The 19,945-nt window shown below is 48.2% G+C and carries 18 protein-coding genes; 14 read left to right on the top strand and 4 right to left on the bottom strand.

Annotation, left to right across the window (positions count from 1 at the left end):
* Nucleotides 1–136: 136 nt before the first annotated feature.
* Nucleotides 137–1,240 (top strand): LCP family protein, encoded by a 1,104-nt coding sequence (locus C1A02_RS09760; RefSeq protein WP_243577983.1) that lies wholly within the window; start codon nucleotides 137–139, stop codon nucleotides 1,238–1,240.
* A 122-nt stretch (nucleotides 1,241–1,362) separates the two neighbouring features.
* Here C1A02_RS09760 and C1A02_RS09755 read toward each other — a convergent pair whose 3' ends face one another.
* Nucleotides 1,363–1,617, bottom strand: a complete 255-nt coding sequence (locus C1A02_RS09755) for a Smr/MutS family protein (RefSeq protein ID WP_101698045.1) — start codon at nucleotides 1,615–1,617, stop codon at nucleotides 1,363–1,365.
* Between the two features lie 236 nt (nucleotides 1,618–1,853).
* Here C1A02_RS09755 and C1A02_RS09750 point away from each other — a divergent pair, with 236 nt between their 5' ends.
* Nucleotides 1,854–3,029 carry a hypothetical protein gene (locus tag C1A02_RS09750; protein WP_101698044.1) on the top strand — a complete coding sequence of 392 codons (1,176 nt, stop codon included), beginning with the start codon at nucleotides 1,854–1,856 and terminating at the stop codon, nucleotides 3,027–3,029.
* Nucleotides 3,030–3,066: 37 nt separating this feature from the next.
* On the opposite strand, the gene dusB is transcribed toward C1A02_RS09750, so the two are convergent.
* Entirely contained in the window at nucleotides 3,067–4,053 is a 987-nt protein-coding gene (dusB, locus tag C1A02_RS09745; RefSeq protein ID WP_101698043.1) for a tRNA dihydrouridine synthase DusB, read from the bottom strand.
* 612 nt (nucleotides 4,054–4,665) lie between these two features.
* Between dusB and polA the strand changes: the two genes are divergently transcribed.
* The 8 genes from polA (at nucleotide 4,666) to C1A02_RS09705 (ending at nucleotide 15,376) form a co-directional block, all read left to right on the top strand.
* Nucleotides 4,666–7,251 carry a DNA polymerase I gene (gene polA, locus C1A02_RS09740; protein WP_101698042.1) on the top strand — a complete coding sequence of 862 codons (2,586 nt, stop codon included), beginning with the start codon at nucleotides 4,666–4,668 and terminating at the stop codon, nucleotides 7,249–7,251.
* A 56-nt stretch (nucleotides 7,252–7,307) separates the two neighbouring features.
* A complete protein-coding gene (locus C1A02_RS09735; RefSeq protein ID WP_101698041.1) occupies nucleotides 7,308–7,733 on the top strand; it encodes an arsenate reductase/protein-tyrosine-phosphatase family protein in 426 nt (141 codons plus the stop codon).
* Nucleotide 7,734: 1 nt separating this feature from the next.
* Entirely contained in the window at nucleotides 7,735–8,199 is a 465-nt protein-coding gene (gene rimI, locus C1A02_RS09730; protein WP_101698040.1) for a ribosomal protein S18-alanine N-acetyltransferase, read from the top strand.
* A 13-nt stretch (nucleotides 8,200–8,212) separates the two neighbouring features.
* A complete protein-coding gene (locus tag C1A02_RS09725) occupies nucleotides 8,213–8,947 on the top strand; it encodes a flavodoxin family protein (protein WP_101698039.1) in 735 nt (244 codons plus the stop codon).
* Nucleotides 8,941–9,954, top strand: coding sequence for a tRNA (adenosine(37)-N6)-threonylcarbamoyltransferase complex transferase subunit TsaD (tsaD, locus tag C1A02_RS09720; RefSeq protein ID WP_101698317.1), 1,014 nt, complete (start codon nucleotides 8,941–8,943; stop codon nucleotides 9,952–9,954). Before C1A02_RS09725 ends, tsaD begins: the two co-directional genes overlap by 7 nt.
* Before the next feature lie 180 nt (nucleotides 9,955–10,134).
* Nucleotides 10,135–11,904 (top strand): phosphoenolpyruvate carboxykinase (GTP), encoded by a 1,770-nt coding sequence (locus C1A02_RS09715; RefSeq protein ID WP_101698038.1) that lies wholly within the window; start codon nucleotides 10,135–10,137, stop codon nucleotides 11,902–11,904.
* A 341-nt stretch (nucleotides 11,905–12,245) separates the two neighbouring features.
* Nucleotides 12,246–13,598 carry an NADP-specific glutamate dehydrogenase gene (gdhA, locus tag C1A02_RS09710; RefSeq protein ID WP_101698037.1) on the top strand — a complete coding sequence of 451 codons (1,353 nt, stop codon included), beginning with the start codon at nucleotides 12,246–12,248 and terminating at the stop codon, nucleotides 13,596–13,598.
* A 335-nt stretch (nucleotides 13,599–13,933) separates the two neighbouring features.
* Nucleotides 13,934–15,376, top strand: coding sequence for an NCS2 family permease (locus C1A02_RS09705; protein WP_101698036.1), 1,443 nt, complete (start codon nucleotides 13,934–13,936; stop codon nucleotides 15,374–15,376).
* A gap of 104 nt (nucleotides 15,377–15,480) precedes the next feature.
* Here the strand turns inward: C1A02_RS09705 and C1A02_RS09700 are convergent, their stop codons facing one another.
* Both C1A02_RS09700 and C1A02_RS09695 read right to left on the bottom strand, forming a co-directional pair.
* A complete protein-coding gene (locus tag C1A02_RS09700; protein WP_101698035.1) occupies nucleotides 15,481–16,086 on the bottom strand; it encodes a hypothetical protein in 606 nt (201 codons plus the stop codon).
* Nucleotides 16,087–16,287: 201 nt separating this feature from the next.
* Nucleotides 16,288–17,142: a B12-binding domain-containing radical SAM protein gene (locus C1A02_RS09695; protein ID WP_101698034.1), complete on the bottom strand. Its 855-nt coding sequence runs from the start codon at nucleotides 17,140–17,142 to the stop codon at nucleotides 16,288–16,290.
* A 294-nt stretch (nucleotides 17,143–17,436) separates the two neighbouring features.
* Here C1A02_RS09695 and folE point away from each other — a divergent pair, with 294 nt between their 5' ends.
* The 4 genes from folE to folK are packed head-to-tail and all read left to right on the top strand — an operon-like array spanning nucleotide 17,437 to nucleotide 19,699.
* A complete protein-coding gene (gene folE / locus C1A02_RS09690) occupies nucleotides 17,437–18,009 on the top strand; it encodes a GTP cyclohydrolase I FolE (RefSeq protein WP_101698033.1) in 573 nt (190 codons plus the stop codon).
* Nucleotides 18,006–18,854, top strand: coding sequence for a dihydropteroate synthase (gene folP, locus C1A02_RS09685; RefSeq protein ID WP_101698032.1), 849 nt, complete (start codon nucleotides 18,006–18,008; stop codon nucleotides 18,852–18,854). Before folE ends, folP begins: the two co-directional genes overlap by 4 nt.
* Nucleotides 18,847–19,245, top strand: coding sequence for a dihydroneopterin aldolase (gene folB / locus C1A02_RS09680; RefSeq protein ID WP_101698316.1), 399 nt, complete (start codon nucleotides 18,847–18,849; stop codon nucleotides 19,243–19,245). The genes folP and folB overlap by 8 nt, the downstream gene beginning before the upstream one ends.
* A complete protein-coding gene (folK, locus tag C1A02_RS09675) occupies nucleotides 19,214–19,699 on the top strand; it encodes a 2-amino-4-hydroxy-6-hydroxymethyldihydropteridine diphosphokinase (protein WP_101698031.1) in 486 nt (161 codons plus the stop codon). Before folB ends, folK begins: the two co-directional genes overlap by 32 nt.
* Nucleotides 19,700–19,945: the final 246 nt, after the last annotated feature.

Genomic DNA, 19,945 nt, shown 5'->3' with positions numbered 1-19,945 from the left:
AATGGATGCGGAAGCTTTAAACCAAAAATCTTTTGAATAGAAAAACAAAAAAAGGAAATACAATGGTATACAGCGACTGTGGCCGGTGTGATATGTGCTGCTGACCGAAGCCGCCGGATTCAGAAGGGATGATGTTGTGAAAAATCAAAAAAAAGGCAATGGGGAAAAATATGTCAGAAACGGGGCTCCGAGGAAGAAAAGCAGGGGAAAAAAGACCGTTGTTCTGAATGTGGCAATATTGGTGGTCAGTTTGGTTTTGATGACGGTGGGAAGCGTTTTGGTTTATGCAGATCATCTGCTGGGACGAATTCAGTTTCAGGAGGATCCCACGGTGTCTTCTTCGCGCCCTCAAACCAGCGGAGTCAATTCCTTTGAAGGCATGGGAGACTCGAAATATGTGGTGAATGGGCTATATCATGACGATCAGATTTTGAACGTGCTCTTGATGGGTGTGGATGACTATCAGGCCAACGACACCGGCAGAAGTGACAGCATGATGATGGTGTCGTTGGACAGACGCCACCAAAAGCTGAAAATGGCCTCTTTTATGCGGGATATTTATGTGTCGATTCCCGGGTATCACCCCAACAAGCTGAATGCAGCTTATGCCTTTGGCGGCCCGACTTTGACAGTGCAAACCATTGAAAATGCGTTTGGTGTGGACGTTGACCGTTATGTGATTATCAGCAACGACTCCTTTCGGAAAATTATTGACCGCATGGGTGGTGTTACTTTAGAAATTACCAATGCAGAGGCCAAGCTCATCAATACTTATTCCGGCGAATCTTCTTCCAAACGCCTGACTGGCGGAATGCGGCATATGACGGGCAGACAGGCTCATTATTATTCCCGTATCCGTAATATCGGTGACGATTATGAGCGCACTTTGCGCCAACGCAAGGTTTTGCAGGCGCTGATCGATCAATTTAAAACATCCGATTTGGGAACCATCAACGGAATTCTGTATGATGTTCTTCCCTTGGTGACAACCAATATGTCAAAGAATGAGGTTTTGTCTTTGGCGGCTAATTCTCTGACTTATTTAAATTATCCCACAGAACAGACCCGAATTCCGCAGGACTCTGATCACAAAAATCAGTCGGTTCCGGGTGTTGGGGATTCGTTGATTGTGGACTTTAAGGCCAGCCATAAGCATTTGGTAGACTTTATTTATGAAGAAAATCTGAGTTCATCCAATTCCGACGGCTCCTCTCGGGAATCTACCTTTGCAAGCCGGTAATTCATTTTTGCGGATGCTGTGATGAAAAAAGAATAGCAGATAAAAAAGCGTTCCCGGCGGAAGAAACCGCATGGAACGCTTTTTGTTGTTTTATGGATTTCGGTGAACAGAAAAATCACCGATTAAAGATCTTTTAAAAGAATCCGGGTTTGCCCTTCGTTCAGCGAAAGCAACTTGCTTTGAATTCGCGGGTGTTTCAGATCCCGCCGCACCATGTTTTTCAGAACTTGGCCATGGCTGTAGCCGTGGATGACCACGACCTCGTGGATGTTTTTTCCGGCACGGGACAAAAGCCGTTCCAGCTCGCGCTTAGCGTCGGCAGCATACATGCCATGAATGTCTACGATTAATGTGCTGCCGTTTTGGGTGGTAAGCAAAGCGGCTCCTCCTTTCTTTCCAATCTAAAAGGAAAATTCCCATGCGGGGAATGCAAAAATATGGGTCTTATGTTATAATAACCTCACGGTATAAGCGACTTTTCTTTGTGTGCAGTGTTAAATGATGGTATCATAAATCATATCAGTTATAGGGCTGGGCGTATCAACGGCCGGGTGTTTTGCGACCCGGCACACGGCAGGCAGTGCCGCGTCCGGCAGGAAAGCGGGGAAATCACATGACGGTTGTAGATATTCGCAATGCTGTCACGGACAGCCGTGTGGAGCTGATTGAAATCAGCGGCTCCACAGTATATTATGCGGAAGAAAAAGCAGAAGAGGGACATCATAGCCTTTTTCTTCTGGAATATGACAGAGAAGCCAAAACCGAACGGGTTCTGGCCAACTGCTTTTTGAGCGATCCCACAGCAGTCCTGCACTTTTTCTCTTTTGCCACGGATATTATTGTGGTGATGGAAAACCGGGAAAGCTTTGCCCGGATTTTGAGGTTTGACAAGCAGACCGGGCAAGAGAAAAATGCTGAGGAACTGCATTTTGTGGGGAATTTTGCAGACTGTAAAGCGTTGGATGAAAGCCGGGTTCTGTTTTTTACGGAAGAAAACGAACTGCATCGGCATTTGTTTGAAGAATACAAGAAAGCATCCGGATTTGAACGGATTGCTTATCTGTATGATTTAGAAGAAGGCCGTTATTATTATGTAAGGGACAAGCGCATCTGCAATTTAAATACAGAAAAACTGATTCCCTTTGATGTCGCCGGGGAACGGATGCTTTTGGTGCTGGAGCCTTATGGCAGCGAGGCAGAAAAAGAAAAATGCTACCGAAATCAGCGCTGGCTGGGGGATACTGTCAGTGACAACGTTTGGCTTTGCCCGCTTTTGGATTTTGTGGTAGCGGTAAAGGCGGACGAAACGCATTTGCCGCTGGAGCTTCTGCTCAGCGCGGGAACTCAGGGTTTGGTGCGTTATGCGGGTCAGGATGAGAACAGCCTGTATTTTCGGGCTCAGTATTACCCCAATAACGACCAGCGAGTTTGTGCGGTGGATAAGCACAGCGGAAAAAAGACGGTGGCGGCAGAACTGAATTTACAGGAAGACGAAGAGCCGGCGGCCTTTTTCATCGAGCCGGATTCGGCACGAATTTATCGCGTAACAGAACATGAGGAAAGCTATGAAATCCATGGGATTCTCAATTCTGCCGTGCATGGGCGATACAGCAAAGAATTGGGGCAGTTTGTTGCCTGTGTAGAAGATCGCTTTCTGGTTGCCAAATATGTAATCAGTGATGAAACGGATTCGTTTGTCTTTTATTCTATCTATGATTTAGAAACTAAGCAGCAGCAAAGCTTTGAATGCAGCTGTGCGGTTCAGGAAGATACGGTGGTGCTTTACTAACACAGAAGCCGGCAGCCTTGCTGCCGGCTTTCGCGGTTTATTCTGTCTCTCGTTGTTCCATTACCAGTTGAACCAATCGCTCCATATCCTCAAATGTTTCCATCTGCACGGCGTCACGCCGAAAGCTGGCTGCGTTTTTCAGGCCCTTTAAGTACCAGCCGGCGTGTTTTCTGGCTTCACGCATGGCGCGGGATTCGCCCTTATCCTCACACATGGCGCGGATATGACGCATCATCACCAGCATCCGCTCGTTCAGTGTGGGGGGCGGCAAAATCGTTCCCGCCGTCAGGTAAGCATGAATTTCGCGGAAAATCCAGGGGTTTCCCATAGCTGCGCGGCCAACCATCACCAAATCACAGCCGGTTTGTTCCAGCAAAGCCGCCGCACTTTTGGCGTCGGTGACATCCCCGTTACCGATCACCGGTATTTTCACGGCCTGTTTTACCTGGGCGATAATTTCCCAGTCTGCGCTGGGCTGATACATCTGTTCCCGGGTGCGTCCGTGAACCGCAATGGCGTCCGCTCCGGCGGCTTCGCAAATCTGAGCCACCTGCACCGCGTTAATGCTGTTTTTATCCCATCCCTTCCGGATTTTTACTGTGACGGGAATGGAGACCGCCGACTTCACAGCCGAAACAATTCGGCCGCACAGCTCGGGATCTTTCATTAAAGCGCTTCCGCTTCCGTGTGCGTTGCCTCCACTGTTGCAGACTTTGGGTGCGGGACATCCCATGTTGATGTCAATGGCATCCGGGGAAAAATGCATCGCAATTTCGGCTGCCCGAGCCAGATAATCCGGATCATCCCCAAACAGCTGAATGGCTGCCGGGCGTTCGCTGTCCGACAGCTTCATCAATTGATTGGTTTTATAATTTTTATAAGTCAGTCCTTGGGCGCTGACCATTTCAGTCACCACATACCCGGCGCCAAAATCGACACAAAGCTGCCGGAAGGACAAATCGGTAATCCCGGCCATTGGCGCCAAAGCGGCGCGGCCTTCTATTGTAAATGAACCTAGCTTCAAGAAGAAAAATCCTTTCATAATCGAAAATAAACAGGTTTACACGAGAGCAAAAAGCTATGTGAAAGCACAGGCTTTGTGTTCTTGTTCCTGAATGAGATTATTATAACATAGCGTGTCCGGAAAAGCACTTAATTTTTCATTTGAAAAATGATATAATAACCCCACGGCATAAACGGAAGTGGGGCTTCCGATGCCTGAGGGAGCATTGCACCATAGTCAGGCATTTTAGTTAAGAATTGTGCTGTTTATTTGGGGCAAGGCAACAGGTTATGGTTTAAATAACCCCACGGCATAAACGGAAGCCGAGCTTCCGATGCCTGAAGGAACATTGCACCATAGTCAGGCATTTTAGTTAAGAATTGTGCTATTAATTTGAAGCAAGATAATAAATTATGGTTTAAATAACCCCACGGCATAAACGGAAGCCGAGCTTCTGATGCCGGAGGGAACATGGAAACATAGTCGGTGCTTTCGTACGAGAGCAGCTGCGCCGTAAAAGCATTTTTCTTGCTTTATTCTTATGATATAATATAAAAAACGGTCTGCAGTAAAAAGCAGAAATCACAGCTTCGGTTCTTTTGAAATCGGGCGGATGAAAGATGGAGAATGTATATGAAATTATTGGTATTGGACGGAAACAGCATATTAAACCGGGCTTTTTATGGAATTAAGCTGCTGACCACCAAGGATGGCCAATTTACAAATGGCATTTACGGCTTTTTAACGATGCTGAAAAAAATATCCGATGAAACACAGCCGGATGCGGTGGCGATTGCTTTTGATATGCGTGCCCCTACCTTCCGTCATCAGGAATACGCAGGGTATAAAGCTCAGCGTAAGGGGATGCCCGAAGAGCTGGCACAGCAGCTGCCTAACTTAAAAGAACTGCTGCATCTTTTGGGATATCCGATTCTCGAAAAAGAGGGCTATGAAGCTGACGATATTCTGGGAACCTTGGCCAGAGCCAGCCGGGAACAGGGCGCGGAATGTGTCATTGCCACAGGAGACAGGGATAGCCTTCAGCTGGTGGGTGACGGCGTAACGGTGCGTCTGGCGGCCACTAAATTCGGTCAGCCTCAAGTGACGCTGTATGATACAGAGAAAATTCGAGAGGAATATGGGGTAGAACCCATTCAGCTGATTGAAATCAAAGCATTGCAGGGCGACAGTTCCGATAATATTCCCGGCGTGGCTGGAATCGGGCCGAAAGGCGCGGGGGAACTGATTCGCGCTTATCAGAATCTGGATGCCATTTATGAGAATCTGGAAACGTTGGAAATGAAAGAAGGAATGCGTAAAAAGCTGCGGGAAGGGAAGGAAAGCGCCTATCTCAGTCACAAGCTGGGAACCATCTATACCCAGGTTCCCATTGATACCCGATTGGAAAGCTATCTGCCGCTGCCGCAAGACAAGGCAGCCGCTTCCCGGCTGATGGCGAAGCTGGAGCTCTTCTCTTTGATTCCAAAACTGGGGCTGGATGCGCCGGAGCCTTCCGCTTCTTTGGAAGATGGAGAAAAAAAGGATATTATGCCAGTCAAAGTGATGGCGGAGGGGGCCGGTTTGCTGATTCCGCTTCAGGAGCAGGGACGGGTGGATCTCACCGCTTTGTATGAAGGCGAGGATCTTTCCGGTTTGCTGATTCCCCTAAAGGATACGCTGTATGCGGTAAAGGCCGAAAAGGCTTTTTTGCGGGCGCTTTGTGGGGATGCGAAGATTGTGAAAAACATTCATAACAGCAAGCCCTTTTATGCGGCATTAGAGCAAATGGGAGTTCCGCTGAAAAATTTGGGAATGGATACGCTTTTGGCTGCCTATCTGCTGAACCCGTCCTCCCCGGAATACAGCGAAGATCGTTTGGCGGCGGAATACGAGGTCCAGGGCCCCGGGGCGCAGAGCGAGGAATATCCAAAGGCGGCTCAGGCGGCGCTTTTGCCCGCTTTGGTGGACAAACTGACGTTGGAAATTGATAAAAACAATCAGGGTGAACTGCTGCGAACCATTGAGCAGCCTTTGGCTCAGGTATTGGCTAAAATGGAAACCGCCGGTTTTGCCGTGGATGCCGCGGGTATTGAAGAATATGGAAACGGGCTGCAAATCCGTATTGACGAGGTGCAAAGCCGAATTTATCAAGAAGTGGGCTATGAGTTTAATGTGAATTCCCCCAAACAGCTGGGGCAAGCTCTGTTTGAAAAGTTGGGACTGCATACGGGCAAAAAAACCAAGAGCGGCTATTCCACCAGCGCAGAAGTATTGGAAAGCCTGCGCTATGACCATCCGGTGGTAGAAATGGTGCTGGAATACCGAGGGATGACAAAGCTGAAATCCACTTATTGTGACGGACTGCTGAAAGTCATCGGTTCCGACGGAAGAATTCATTCCCGCTTTAACCAAACCGAAACCCGCACCGGGCGAATCAGCTCTACAGAGCCGAATCTTCAGAATATCCCCGTTCGCACGGAACAGGGAAAAGAACTGCGCCGTTTCTTCAGTGCCCGGCCCGGCTGGATGCTGGTGGATGCCGACTATTCCCAAATTGAGCTTCGGGTGCTGGCCCATGTGGCCAATGATGCTACGATGATCGAGGCGTTCCGACGGGGTGATGATATTCACCGTATCACAGCGGCACAGGTGTTTCACATGCCGGAGCAAATGGTGACTCCCATCATGCGCAGCCGCGCCAAGGCGGTCAATTTCGGGATTGTCTATGGAATCGGCGCGTTTTCGCTCTCGAAAGACATTGGGGTCACCAGAAAAGAAGCCGACGAATATATCAAGGCGTATTTGGCTCACTATGAAGGGGTTCGCAGCTATATGAACGAAGTGGTCGAGCAGGCCAAAGAGCATGGCTATGCAGAAACTCTGTTTGGCCGTCGGCGCTATTTGCCCGAATTGACCAGCAGCAATTTTAACCTGCGTGCTTTTGGTGAACGGGTGGCCATGAATATGCCCATTCAGGGAACCGCGGCGGATATCATCAAAATTGCCATGATTCGGGTAGCCGATCGCTTGAATCAGGAAAAATTGCAGGCTCAGCTGATTTTACAGGTCCACGATGAATTGATCGTGGAAGCGCCGGAAGAAGAAGCCCAGCGTGTGGCACAGCTTTTGACCGAAGAGATGCAGAACGCGGTTTCACTTTCCGTTCCCATGTTGGCAGAAGCGCAAATCGGCCAAACCTGGTTTGACGCAAAGGAATAAATTGAGCCGCCAAAAAAGCAATAAAATGGGATGAAGATGGAATAAGGGGAGATACGATGCATATTGTTTTTATCTGTACGGGAAATACCTGCCGAAGTCCCATGGCAAAAGGATTGTTTGAAAAGCTTTTGCGGGACAAAGGAATTTCAGAGATTCAATGTGACAGCGCCGGGTTATTTGCGGCAGATGGGGAACCGTCCGCTGAAAATGCCCAGCTTGCCGCCCGAGAACTGGGGGTGGATTTGTCTGCCCATCGGGCCAAGACCGTGACGGAACCGATGCTGCGCGGGGCGGATCTTTTTGTGGTAATGATGCAAAATCATGCCGGTGCACTGAAAGCGGCCGGAGTGCCGGAAGAGAAAATCAAGGTTCTGGGCGGCGGAATCGGGGATCCTTATGGCGGGGATCTGGAACTGTACCGAGCCAGCCGAGATCAGATTTTGCGTGCACTTGGCGAACTGCTCAAAGAACTGGGGTATTGACATGCCAGAGAAAAAGGTGGCCGGGAATGTGCAGATTGTTCTAATGCAGGAACGGCATTTAGATGCTTTGGCGGAACTGGAAAGGCTTTGTTTTTCTCAGCCTTGGTCTCGGGAAGGACTGGCGGCAGAGCAACAGGATTCCACCGCTTGCTTTTTGGTGGCAGAATGGGAAGACACGGTGGTGGGGTATGCCGGAATGCATTGTGTTTTGGACGAAGCTTATGTGGCCAATGTGGCGGTACACCCTGCCTTTCGGCAAAGGGGCATTGGAATTCTGCTCATGCAGGACTTAGAACGCTGTGCCAAAGAGAGCGGAGCGGCTTTTCTGTCGCTGGAAGTACGGGCCTCTAACCAGGCGGCTCAGGCACTTTATCAATCCTGTGGTTTTCAAGAATTGGGTGTGCGAAAGGGTTTGTACGACAGCCCCAAAGAAGATGGATTCATTCTGACAAAGACCTTTTCTTAAAAGGAGAACAGGGATGAAATACTGCATTGTTTACGGCAGCCCCAGAAAGAAGAATACCTATCAGGCGGTTCAAATGGTGAAAAACAAACTGGAGCAACTGGAGCCTTCGGAGTTTACAGAGTTTTTTCTTCCGCAGGATTTTCCGGTATCGTGCACGGGCTGTTTCACCTGTTTTATGAAAGGGGAGCAGTTGTGTCCCCACCGCAGGTATGTGGAGCCCATGGAACGGGCGATGCTGGAAGCGGACGGACTGATTTTTGCATCGCCGGTTTATGTGATGGAATTATCCGGTGTGATGAAAAACTGTCTGGATCATTTTGGGTATTTGTTCATGCCCCACCGCCCCCGGCGTGAGATGTTCGGCAAAAGTGCGGCCGTGATTTCCACTACGGCCGGAGCGGGAACCAAGTATGCCATAGATGGAATCTGCCGTTCTCTGTCTTATTGGGGCATCAGCCGAATCTTTCGGTGCGGGGTTTCCATGTGGGCAGGCAGCTTTGAAGAAATGGAACCCAAACGAAGAGCAAGGATGGAAAATGCGTTAGAAAAAACGGCAGTTCGCTTGTATCAAAGCCTGAAACAAGGGGCGCACGTCTCTTTGAAAACCAAAGTAAAGTTTTTAATGATGAAACAGGCCGTATTAAAGTTTGCACAAAATCCCATCGATCAGGATTACTGGAAAGCCCAGGGGTGGGCTCAAGGGGAAACACCATGGAAACAGTTAAAGGGGAAAAAATCGAAATGTTAGTATTAGGAATCGAAAGTTCATGTGATGAAACGGCGGCTTCGGTAGTCAAAGACGGCCGGCAGGTGTTGTCCTCGGTGATTGCATCTCAGGTACAGGAACACCGCAAATATGGCGGCGTGGTGCCCGAAATTGCTTCTCGCCGCCATGCGGAGGCCATTGTGGATGTGGTGCAGCAGTCTCTGGATGATGCAAACATTACATTAAAAGATTTGGGTGCCATTGCGGTCACTGCTGCGCCGGGCTTGATTGGTGCGCTGCTGGTGGGTGTGAATTTTGCAAAAGGACTCAGTTTTTCCACCGGTTTGCCGCTGGTGCCGGTTCACCACCTGCGTTCTCATGTGGCGGCAAATTACCTGACCTCACCTGAGTTAAAACCACCTTTTTTGTGTCTGGTGGTTTCGGGCGGACATACCCACATTATTAAAGTGGCCGATTACACTTCTTTCCGGGTCATCGGCTGCACACGGGACGATGCGGCCGGCGAAGCTTTTGACAAAGCGGCCCGCGCCATGGGGCTTCCCTATCCCGGTGGGGTGTTTTTGGACAAAGAGGCGGAAGGGGGAGACCCCGCCTCCTTTGTGTTGCCTCATCCCACAGTGGAGGGCGCTCCCTTTGATTTCAGCTTTTCCGGGTTGAAAACAGCGGTGATTAATCTGATTCATAACGCCGAGCAAAAAGGGCAGCCGCTGCCCCGCGCAGATTTGGCGGCTTCTTTCCGCAGGGCTGTGGTGGATTGTCTGGTTCGCAATGTAACGGCCGCTATGCGCGAAACCGGAGAAAAAAAGCTGGTGATTGCCGGCGGGGTTTCTGCCAATTCCCTTTTGCGCCGGGAATTGGAGCGGCTCTGCGGAGAAAACGGCTGGGAGTTCTATCGCCCCGAGCTTTCTTTGTGTGGCGACAATGCGGCGATGGTTGGCTCTCAGGGATATTACGAATGGCTGGCAGGGAAGCGCTCGGGTTTGGGTTTAAATGCGATGGCCACCATGGATATTCAGCTGGACTTTTAAGTTTTTTCGCATTCTGATGCGCTTTTCTGTCTTTTTGTGGCATTTAAAAACGAAATTCTAAAACGGAGTTTTGTAATTTGATTAAAATTTCACAAATTAATAATTGATTCTTACAGATAAATCGATTATAATAGAGGCAAGAGTATCGTATATGGCCATAAGGCCGGAAGGAGAACTGGAATGACAAACAACAAATCGGTATTAAACTGGATCGAAGAAATGAAAACTCTCGTCAGCCCCGATAAGGTCGTTTGGATCGACGGCTCTGAGGAGCAGCTGGAACAGCTGCGTGCAGAAGCATGCTCGACTGGGGAAATGCTGAAATTGAACCAGGAGAAACTGCCGGGCTGCTATTTGCACCGCACTGCGGTAAATGACGTTGCCCGTGTGGAAGACAGAACTTTTATCTGCTCTCAGAATGAGGTGGATGCAGGCCCCACCAATAACTGGATGGAGCCGCAGAAAGCCTACAAAATGCTCTATGATATCGCCCGCGGCAGCTATAAAGGCCGTACTATGTATGTAATTCCCTATTCTATGGGTCCCATTGGTTCTCCCCTTGCCAAAATCGGTGTGGAGCTGACTGACTCCATTTATGTTGTTCTGAACATGGCGATTATGGCGCGTGTTGGCCAGGCTGTTTGGGATGTTTTGGGCGATAATCCCGAGTGGGTACGCGGTTTGCACTGCAAATGTGAAATCGACGCGGAAAAGCGCTACATATGCCATTTCCCCGAAGATAACACCATTGTGTCTGTTAACTCTGGCTACGGCGGAAACGTTCTGCTGGGCAAAAAATGCTTTGCGCTTCGCATTGCTTCCTTCTTGGGCAAGAATCAGGGCTGGATGGCTGAGCACATGCTGATTTTGGGCCTCCAAAATCCTCAGGGCAAGGTTACCTATGTGGCGGCGGCGTTCCCGTCTGCCTGCGGCAAAACCAACCTGGCAATGCTGATTCCGCCGGAAGGCTATGTGAAGAAGGGCTACAAAGTATGGACAGTCGGCGACGATATTGCCTGGATGCGTCCCGGCGAAGACGGCAGACTGTATGCCATTAACCCTGAAAACGGCTTCTTTGGCGTGGCGCCCGGCACCAATGCCAAATCCAACTATAATGCTTTGGCTTCTACCGGTGAGGGAACTATCTTCACCAACGTGGTTCAGAATCTGGATGACAACACCGTATGGTGGGAAGGTCTGGACAAAAATCCGCCCAAGAACGCAGTGAACTGGAAGGGCGAGCCCTGGGACGGCAGCACTTCTTCTGAAAAGGGTGCTCATCCCAACAGCCGCTTTACTGCACCGGCTAAGAATTGCCCCTGCATCAGCCCTGAATTTGACAAGGGTGAAGGTGTGCCGATTTCTGCCATTATCTTTGGCGGCCGCCGTGCACAGACCACTCCGCTGGTTTACCAGTCCCGCGATTGGGATAACGGCGTGTTCGTTGGTTCCATTATGGCATCTGAAACCACCGCTGCCGCTGCCGGCGCTGTGGGTGTGGTTCGCCGCGATCCGATGGCGATGCTGCCTTTCTGCGGATATCACATGGGTGATTACTTTGCCCACTGGTTTGAAATGGGTAAGGTTTTGGGCGATAAGGCTCCCAAGGTCTTCAATGTAAACTGGTTCCGTCTGGATGACGAAGGTCACTTCCTGTGGCCCGGTTTCGGTGACAACATGCGTGTGTTGGATTGGATCATCTCCCGCGTGGAAGGCACAGCCGACGCAGTGGAAACACCCATCGGTTTTGTTCCCAAGGCAGAGGATATCAACCTGCAGGGCATTGAGGATGAAATCAATCTGGAAACTCTTCGCAATATTCTGGTGGTTGACAAAGACCAGTGGAAAAAAGAGGCGGAGGGAATCGAAGAATTCTACAAAAATTTTGGCGACAAGCTGCCGCAGGAACTGCGCGCTCAGTTGGATCAGCTGAAGCAGAAGCTGCAGTAAGCCCCACCATAACCGATAAGAGGATTTACTCCATCATAACCAGGGAACAGTTCCCCCAAAAGGGGACTGTTCCCTTTTGTATTTGTCAAAAAAGTGGTACTTGGGTGAAGTTTTTGACGGAAGAGAGGGGCAGAAAATCACTTTTTCCTTTTCACAAGGCATTCTGCCGTTGAGAACACCATTTAAATGAAATTAATAAACAAATAAATTTCATTTAGGGAATAGAGATCATTATAAAATACACAAAAATTCAAAATAATACAAAAATATGAAGTTTTGCTATTGAAAAACTTCATGAGGAGGGATATAATCGTTAATAATTTATTAAGGAGGTAATTCACATGTCTTTTCAAAGTCAATACCTGAGGTCCGTTTATCAAACTGTATGCCAACGCAACGCAGGAGAATCGGAATTCCTGCAAGCCGTTGAAGAAGTTCTGGAGTCGTTTGACCCGGTTGTGGAAAAGCGGCCGGATTTGGTAGAGGCCGGTATTATCGAAAGACTTGTGGAACCGGAACGGCTGATTCAATTTCGAGTATCTTGGGTGGACGATAAGGGCAAGGTGCGAGTGAACCGCGGCTGGCGGATTCAATATAACTCTGCGATTGGCCCTTATAAAGGGGGAATTCGTCTTCATCCAAGCGTGAATGTTTCGGTGCTGAAATTCCTTGGGTTTGAGCAGACTTTTAAAAACTCTTTGACCGGTTTGCCCATGGGCGGTGCAAAAGGCGGCGCTGATTTTGATCCCAAAGGAAAAAGCGAAGGGGAAATCATGCGGTTCTGTCAAAGTTTTACCACCGAATTGAGCAAACACATTGGGGCAGATACCGATGTTCCCGCCGGAGATATTGGGGTGGGCGCTCGAGAAATTGGCTATATGTTTGGTCAATACAAACGGCTCAATAATGAGTTTACCGGGGTTTTGACCGGAAAGTCTTTGCAGTCTGGCGGCTCGTTGGCCCGTAAAGAGGCAACCGGATACGGTTTGTGCTATTTTGTGCAGGAAATGCTTTCTTACATAAAAAAGGATTCCTTTGAAGGAAAAACCGTTGTTATTTCCGGGTCGGGAAACGTAGCTATTTATGCCAACGAAAAAGCAACTCAGCTTGGGGCGAAAGTGGTGGCGATGTCAGATTCCAACGGCTATATTTACGATGAAAAAGGAATTGATTTAGCGGTTATCAAGCAAATTAAAGAAGTGGAACGCGGCAGAATCAAAGAATATGCCAAACGGGTTCCCGGTTCGGTTTATACTGAGGGCTGCGGTGGAATCTGGAGCGTAAAATGTGACATTGCACTGCCTTGCGCCACGCAGAACGAGCTCAACGGGGAACAAGCGCAGCAGCTGGTAAATAATGGGGTGGCTGTGGTGGCAGAAGGTGCAAATATGCCCAGCACACCAGATGCGGTAGAAATCTTTCAGGCCAACAACATCCTGTTTTCCCCCGGCAAAGCATCTAACGCCGGCGGCGTTTCGGTCAGCGGGCTGGAGATGTGCCAGAATTCCATGCGGTATTCCTGGAGCTTTGAGGATGTGGACGCCAAACTGAAAAACATTATGATAAATATATTCCATAATGCTTATCGTGCGGCAGAGGAATATGGTCACAAAGGGAATTTGGTGATGGGAGCAAACATTGCAGGATTCTTGAAAGTGGCAGAAGCAATGAAATGGCAGGGCGTGGCTTATTAAATTCAGTAGATTCTCATTCCTATCCATAATGCGAGGAAAGGATCCGTTGCATTGTAACGGATCCTTTCTATTTGAATCTATCAAATTGAATCTATCAAAAAATAAATTTCTTGCCAAAGTATAATAAAAATAGGAAATGGAAGAATGAAAATAAGTAAAATTCTTAAAAAAGTTATGAATAAATTGTTTCTAAATCGAAAAATTTGTCGATTCAAACACTTGATTTTTAATAAACAATTCACTATACTTAGCATTGTTGATTCAAGTCCTAAGCAATAGGCAAATTTTTAAGAAGCCTTTTCGGCTTCTTACTTTATTTCAGGAGGAATGAACGAATGGCGCAAAACAAACAGGTCGTATTCCACCCCAAGGGCGATTTTTTTGATCTGAAGGGTCAAAAAACCGATGTGCGTACCGAAATAATGGCGGGCATCACCACTTTCTTTACGATGGTTTACATTATTATGGTGAACCCCAGCATGCTTTCTCAAACCGGTATGCCATGGGGCGCGGTTTTTCTCGCAACCATCATTGCGTCGGTCATCGGCACTTTGGTAATGGGGCTGTTTGCCAATGTTCCCTACGCTCAGGCTCCTGGAATGGGTCTGAATGCTTTCTTTGTTTTTACCGTTTGTTTTGGATTAGGCTTTACGTGGCAAGAAGCTTTGGCGATGGTGTTTCTGTGCGGTATGCTCAACATTGTTATCACCGTTACCAAAATCCGTAAAATGATTATTGCGGCGATTCCCCGCACATTGCAGCATGCCATCGGCGGCGGTATCGGCGGTTTTATCGCCTATATCGGCATTAAAAAGTGCGGACTGCTTTCTTTTACTTCGGATCCCGGTCAGTATGACCTTCTGGACAGCGGCACAGTGGTTGCCAATTCCAGCATTGTTCCTGCGATTGTCAATTTCAACACACCGGGTGTTTTGCTGGCTTTGTTTGGCATTATCCTGACTGTGATTTTAGTGATTAAAAATGTAAAGGGCGCAATTCTTTTGGGAATTGCTGTCACCGCTATTGCGGGAATTCCTTTGGGGCTGACTACTGCAACCAATTCCGTCAGCTTTACCGATGCGGTCAGCCAGCTGCCCACCACTTTTTGTGCGGCATTCGGCAACCCGGGAATGCAGTCCCTGTTCTCTGACCCGTCGAAGCTTCCCTTGGTTTTGATGACCATTTTTGCATTCAGTTTGTCAGACACCTTTGATACCATTGGCACCTTTATCGGCACAGGCCGCAAAACCGGAATCTTCTCGGAAGAGGACGAGGCTGCGCTGAGCAACAGCAAGGGCTTTAATACCAAGATGGAAAGAGCCTTATTTGCAGATGCTACTGCTACTTCTATCGGTGCGGTATTCGGTACATCCAACACCACAACTTATGTGGAAAGTGCCGCGGGAATCGGTGCAGGCGGACGCACCGGCCTGACAAGTGTTGTCACAGCGATTATGTTTATGATCAGTGCGTTCTTTGCGCCGCTGATCAGCGCAATTCCCGATGAAGCCATTGCGCCGTCTTTGATTATTGTGGGCGTTATGATGCTCAGTTCTTTCCGCGATATTAAGTGGGATGATCTGGAGGATGCGGTTCCCGGGTTCTTTGCGGGTATCTTTATGGCACTTTGCTACAGCATTTCTTATGGTATGGCTGCCGGATTTTTGTTCTACTGCATCATTAAGCTGGTCAAAGGCAAGATCAAAGAAGTGCACCCCATTCTGCTGGTTTCCACATTGTTATTTGTTCTGAACTTTGTGATTCTGGCCAGACTTTAAATTTTTACCTTATATTTCGTTTAGCTTGAGGTTTTATGAATAGAACAAAGAGGCCCCCGGAAAACTTCCGGGGGCCTCTTTGCGCTGATAGGGCACAGAAAGGTTTATCTATGCGAAACAGGTTTTGTTCTGATTTTCTGCATTTCCAAACAATGGTTGGCGTATTCCAATAAGTGATGATCCATGCTGTTGAATTCCACAAAGTGAATCGTGTGCAGCGATAACTGAATTTTCCCCATGAATTTTGCATTGGAAAGATCAATGGTTTGCAAGACAAGGCTTTCTTCCGTTAAAACCACAAGAAAGCCGGTTTCCAGTTCTCCGGTTCGGTCGTTTTCAATGGTTATGATATGGCGGGCGTTTTGCTGCTGGTTTAAAATGTGCCAAAGCAGGTTTTGGCCTGCGGGGGGCTCAAAGGCACCTTCCTTTAATGGGAAGAGGGTGGCGTTCCCTTGTTCGCGCCAGAAATCCTGGTAATAGGTTAATTTTTGTAAGTATTCCGTCTCGGTTTCTACCTTTTCAATAATAGCAAAAGAATAATACGCGCAGCCATCGGTTTTTCCCTGCGTGTTGATGCTGGATACTAAAAGCCCGTTTTTATCCAGATACAAGGGAATTCCCACTGAAAAGGAATCTTCCTTGTCTGTATAAATTTCTACCAATTTTTTTTGATTGGCGCAATTGGTTAAAACCGTTTGAAGGTTATCCAAGCTTTTCTCTCTCCTTTCAAAATGTGGCTGGCAAAAAGGGAATGGGCGATTGGAAAATCAGCGGGAATGTATGCCGGAAAAGGAGGATAGAAGAATCGTCATTTCCGGCAAGCGTGTAACAGACAGAAAGAAGTGCGTCTCCAATATTGGAAACGCACCGTAAAAATCGGTTTTGCTTTCATCTTTCACAGGGGAAAAGCGTTAAATTGCTTCCCGCTTTTTCACCAGTTCGGTCAGGCGATCGATATTGCGCAGCATTGCCTGTTTATCCTGCGGCAGACGTCCCCGCACATCAATATAATTAGAAGCGTGGGCACTGGTGAAATAACAGTGTTCCAGTTCCAGATTTTCAATTAACAGCTTCATCTCTGTCAGCACCTGGGTGGCAGAGGGGAGCCGGAAGGTTCCTTCTGAGATCTTGCGGAACATATCGGTATCATTCCCGGCGTGCAGAACCAGCATTCCCACATAGTCGGGCTGCATTTGGTTTAACGCATCGGCGGTTTCTAAAATATGCTCGCGGGACATGTCCTGGCCGCCCAGACCAGAGATAATGCTGACGGATTGCCGGATGCCGGCTTTTGTTACCGCTTGGGCTGCGGCTATCATTTCTGCTTTGGTAATATCTTTGTTTACTTCTTTCAGCACCTTATCACTGCCGGATTCCAGACCGATGTAAACCATTTCCAGCCCGGCTTCCTTCAGCTGACACAATTCCTCGTGAGATTTGCGCAGAATGTCGGTGGCGGTGGCGTAAACGCGTACGGCATCCAAATCGGGATAAAGCTCGCGAATGGTTTCGAGAATCTCTAACAGCATAGAGGTTTTCAGAACCATGGCATCTCCGTCACACAAGAAAATCCGGCGAATCTGGTTGCGCCAGCGCGAACCCTCTTTCAGGTCGGCTTTAATTTCATCAATACCGCGGATGCGGAATTTTTTATCGGTGTACATGTCGCAGAAGGTGCATTTGTTCCAGGAACAGCCTACCGTTACCTGAACCAGCAGACTGTCGGCTTCTGACGGCGGACGAAAAATAGTTCCTTCATAGTGCATAGTGATTGATCCTCCTTATTTCTTCCCATACTCTACATTAGTTTCTACCGTAAAGTAAGCGGTGTTTTTGCATTTTGGGGTTTTCTTTTTGTTTTCTTAAAATCATATTGTACCATCATTCCTTTCTCAAGAAAAGAAGGTGATATATTTTTGGCGATTTTACCTGGGGAGTGCGGAAGAAGACCTTTTGTCTGGGCAGTTTCACTCGAATTTTTTACAGATATTCAAACTTGACAAGGATTGTGTTATAATCAGGAAAAATCCGGGAAACCGACAAAATGGGAGGTTCTTTTTATGGATCAGGACAGAATTAAGGCAGCGGTTACAGAACTGCTTCTTGCAGTTGGCGAAGACCCGGAGAGGGAAGGCTTGCTGGAAACACCCAGCCGGGTGGCAAAAATGTATGCAGAGATTTTCTCTGGATTGCAGGAAAACCCTGCGGATCACCTGAAACTTTTTCAAGAAAGCCAGCAGCAGGGCGAACTGGTTTTGGTGCGCGATATTCCCATGTATTCCGTGTGCGAACATCATCTTTTACCCTTTGTAGGGAAAGCGCATATTGCTTATATTCCCAAAGAGGGAAAAATTATCGGCCTTTCTAAATTTGCGCGTATTGTGAAATGCTTTGCCTCTCGCCCTCAGGTACAAGAGCGTCTGACCGCGCAGATTGCAGACTTTCTATTTGAAAATCTGGAGCCCTATGGGGTTGCGGTGCTGGTGGAAGCCGAACACCTGTGCATGACAATGCGCGGAGCAAGGGCTGCCGGCTCTGTCACACAAACTTCTGCATTGCGTGGAATTATGAAAACTGAGGCGAAAACCCGCAACGAGGTGATGTCGCTGCTGACGGGGAGGCATTATCAATGAGTGGGTTTCAGGCAGGAAAATATTTCTTGCCGCTGAATGGGCCGGCGTGCATTATGGGCATATTAAATGTAACGCCGGATTCCTTTTCGGATGGCGGCAGCAATTTTCGTTCGCAGGATGCTGTTTCTCACGCATTGGAAATGCAGGAGCAGGGGGCGGGAATTCTGGACATCGGCGGGCAGTCCACCCGGCCGGGCTTTGTCCCGATTCCACCGGAAGAAGAATGGGCACGCATCGAACCGGTTTTAAAGGGACTGAAGGGTCGTTTGCAGATTCCCCTATCTATAGATACGTTTTATCCGCAAGTGGCGGCTCTTGCACTTCAAAACGGCGCGGATATTATCAATGATGTGATGGGGTTTGAAGATTCGGGGATGTTCCCGGCCATAAAAGAGAGCAACTGTGGATGTGTTATCATGCACAACGGCAATACATTAGAAGAAAATACGGAAGAGGATATTTTAATCCGTGTGCGCCGGTTCTTTCAAAAGAAAGTGGAACAGGCAAAAGAAATGGGAATATCTCCCGCACGGATTTGTCTTGACCCCGGGGTTGGGTTTGGAAAGACCCATGAGGAAAATTTGCAGCTGATTGCTAATGTGCAATCATTAAAGATACCGGAATGCAGTTTTTTAATGGCAGCATCCCGCAAGCGTGTTATCGGACGGCCCTGCGGGGATCCCCCGGCGGCAGAGCGCATGGCGGGCACTGTGGCGGCACATACGCTGGCTCAGGCGGGCGGTGCACAGATTCTGCGGGTACATGATGTAAAAGAAGCTGTGCAGGCGGCGCAGGTGGCGCACGCGGTATTGTGCGCACAGGCAGGAGGAAATGGAATTGGATAAGATAATAGTAAAAGGATTAAAGGTATTTGCATATCATGGTGTAAATCCGGAAGAAAAGCGTGACGGCCAGAATTTTATCATGGATATTACTGCTGCTGTAGATCTGTCAGCCCCTTGTGTAAGCGATAATCTGGAAGATACGGTCAGTTATGCCAAGCTGCTCAAAACGGCTGCCCGGGTGATGACAGAGCGTTCCTATGATTTGTTGGAGCGAGTCGCCGGTCGGGTGGCCGAGCAGATTTTTGCCGATTTTCCGCCGGTAATGGAGCTGGAGATTCTTTTGAAAAAGCCCGAAGCTCCCATTCAGGCGGATTTTGAATACACAGCCGTTTCGATTCATAGAAGAAGGAGTGATTGTATTGAAAAAAGCGGTAATCGGTTTGGGATCTAATTTAGGAAACCGGCTGGACAATATTACCCATGCCATTCAGGCGCTGAAGAATCTGCCGGGTACCACGGTGATTTCCACCTCCCGGTTTTATGAGACGGCACCTGTCGAGGTGCACAGTGTGCAAAACGATTATATTAATGCCTGCGTCCTTCTTCTAACCGATCGTTCCCCAAAAGTATTGCTGGGGTGCTGCCTTGGAATCGAGGCCGGTTTGGGACGAGAACGCCGGGAATATCATGGTTCACGCATTATTGATTTGGATTTACTTTTATATGAAGATGCGATTTTTCGCGAAGATGAATTAAAATTGCCGCATCCGGGTATTTTAAACAGAGCTTTTGTCCTGATGCCTTTAAGTGATCTATTTCCTGAAAAAACGGCTATGGGCCTGGATTTTTCGGCCTCTTTACGGGAGCTTGATTTCACGGGAGTGCACCTTTTGGAAAGAAATTGAAAACTTTTTTCAAAAAACTTTAAAAAAAGGGTTGACATTAGTTGATGTGTTTGGTATTATAGTCAAGCGCCTTACGAAACGGCGCACGACACGAACGGCCGAGAGGTCAGTGAGAGTCGGACAGGACCTTGAAAATTAAACAACGAGAAAGACAAGAAGGAACCCGTAATTTTTGAGAGAAAACTTCTTGGAAACGAGAAGTGAGTACTTCCGGATATAAGAGCGTCTCGTAGCTCTATAAAAACT

The sequence above is a fragment of the Clostridium minihomine genome (assembly GCF_900240385.1).
Lineage (GTDB): Bacteria > Bacillota > Clostridia > Oscillospirales > Acutalibacteraceae > Faecalispora > Faecalispora minihomine.
Note: the sequence above shows the minus strand (reverse complement) of the source record. Positions and strands in the feature narration are given on the sequence as shown.